Below are 2,349 nucleotides of genomic sequence, written 5' to 3'. Positions count from 1 at the left end.
CGAAAACGGCATGGGCGACCGACAAGGGGATGACGATAGCGACCGGTGTTGTCACCGCCCTTCGTGAGGCCCGGATTCTGCTGCCGTCCATCTCCACCATCGAGCGTGCCAGCAGCGCGGGGCGCGCGCGTGCCCGCAAGCAAGCCGCCTATGCCCTGATCGACGATCTCAGCGCTGAACAGGTCCACGCCCTCGACCAGCTCTTTGACGACGCCGGGGGCATGAGCCAGCTCGCTTCGCTCAAGACCATTCCCATCGCGGCAAGGCCCGATCATATCCGCCAGATTCTCGACCGCCTGCGGCAAGTGCGGAAGATCGGCATCTCCCCGGACGTGGCTGGCCGCATCCACGCGGACCGCTTCCGGCAATATGTCCGGGAAGGCCGTGCATCGCCTGCCTATATGATCGAGCGATACGTTCCCTCCCGGCGGCGCGCCACGCTGGTTGCCTTCCTGCTCGATCTTGAAGAGCAGCTGACCGACAGCGCTCTGGAGATGGCGGACAAGCTGATCGGCAGCATCTTCACCCGCGCGAAGAATGCCCAGGCGCGTAGCTATGCCGCCACATCGAAGAACGTGGCGCGGCTGATGCTGATCTTTCGCAGAACGATCGATGCGCTGACCGATGCGGTCGATACTGGCGAAGATCCAATTGAGGTCCTGGACGCATCGGTCGGGTGGAACACCCTGATGAAGGCGAGGCCGGAAGTGGCGAGCATCGCGGAAACCGCCAACCTCGATCCGCTGACGGTCGCGGCCGACCGCTATGCGACGTTACGCAAGTTCGCCCCCGACCTGCTTGAGACGCTCCAGTTCAGGGCCGGAAAGGGCAGTGCGAAAACGATCGCTGCCATCGAAATGCTGCGCGACCTCAACAGGTCGGGCAAACGCGATCTTCCTACCGACGCTCCGATGCCCTTCCGTAAAGAATGGCGAAAAATCGTCGTTGGCGATAACGGCAAGATCAACCGGCGGCTCTGGGAAATCGCAACGATCGCGCATCTGCGCAACAAGTTGCGTTCGGGGGATGTCTGGGTGGAGCGATCGGCGGGATACCGCCAGTTCGACAGCTACCTGCTCAGCGAACCGAAGGCGAAGCCAATCGTGTCGGCTCTTGGTCTGCCACCCACAGCCAGCGAATGGCTCGAACAACGGGGCCGCGAACTGGACTGGCGACTGAAGAAATTTGCCCAGCGCCTGAAGCGCGACGCTCTGGAGGGTGTGCGGTTCCGCGACGGCCGCCTCCAGATATCCCCGGTTCGCACGATCGCGATGCCCGATGCCGAAGCGCTGGCTGACCGGCTCGATGCGATGATGCCCCGCATCCGCATCACCGAGCTGCTGCATGAAGTGGCGCAGGAAACCGGCTTTCTTGCTGCATTCACGAACCTGCGCACCGGCGAAGCGTGCCCCAACGAAAACGCGCTGCTCGCCACCATCCTTGCGGATGCCACCAATCTCGGCCTGTCGCGCATGGCTGCCGCGAGCCAGGGCGTGACGCGCGACCAGCTCCTGTGGACCCATGACGCCTATATCCGCGACGACAGCTACTGCGCGGCGCTGGCCGTGCTCATCAACGCGCATCACCGCCTGCCATTCTCGCGCGTATGGGGCGACGGCACAACGTCCAGTTCCGATGGCCAGTTCTTCAGGGGCGCGAAGCGCGGTGCATCGGGCGGCGATATCAACGCCCGCTATGGCGTCGATCATGGCTTCAGCTTCTACACTCATGTTTCCGACCAGCGTGCGCCTTACCACGTCAACGTGATCTCTGCCGCGACGCATGAGGCACCCTATGTTCTCGACGGCCTCACCAGCCACGGCACCGATCTGAAAATCGTCGAGCATTACACCGACACTGGCGGGGCGACCGATCATGTCTTCGCCCTGTGCGCGATGCTGGGATTTCGCTTCTGCCCGCGCCTGCGCGACTTTCCAGACCGGCGCCTCGCGCCGATCGCGCCGGTTAAGGCCTATCCGGCCATCGCCCCGCTAATGGGCAAGCGTATCCGCACCGACATCATCGCTGAACAATGGGATGACGTGCTGCGCCTCGTCGGCTCGATCAAGGCCGGCCATGTCGCGCCATCGGTCATGCTGCGAAAGCTCGCCGCGTACGAACGGCAGAACCAACTCGACGTCGCGCTACAGGAAATCGGCAAGATCGAGCGAACCCTGTTCATGCTGGACTGGCTGGAAAATCCCGATCTGCGCCAGCGATGCCATGCTGGTCTCAACAACAGCGAACAACGCCATGCCCTGACGCAGGCAATCTACACCTTCCGCCAAGGCCGGATCATCGACCGCAGCCATGAGGCGCAACAATATCGGGCATCCGGCCTCAATCTAG

At 63.0% G+C, this 2,349-nt stretch carries 1 protein-coding gene; it reads left to right on the top strand.

Annotated elements, in window-relative coordinates:
- Positions 1-2,349 (top strand): Tn3 family transposase (locus AX725_RS07685; RefSeq protein WP_066119088.1); only part of this gene is annotated, 2,349 nt, incomplete at both ends.

It is taken from the genome of Blastomonas sp. CCH9-A1, from assembly GCF_001557175.1.
Lineage (GTDB): Bacteria > Pseudomonadota > Alphaproteobacteria > Sphingomonadales > Sphingomonadaceae > Blastomonas > Blastomonas delafieldii_A.
The sequence above is the reverse complement of the archived record's forward strand: the minus strand, read 5'-3'. Positions and strand labels throughout refer to the sequence as shown.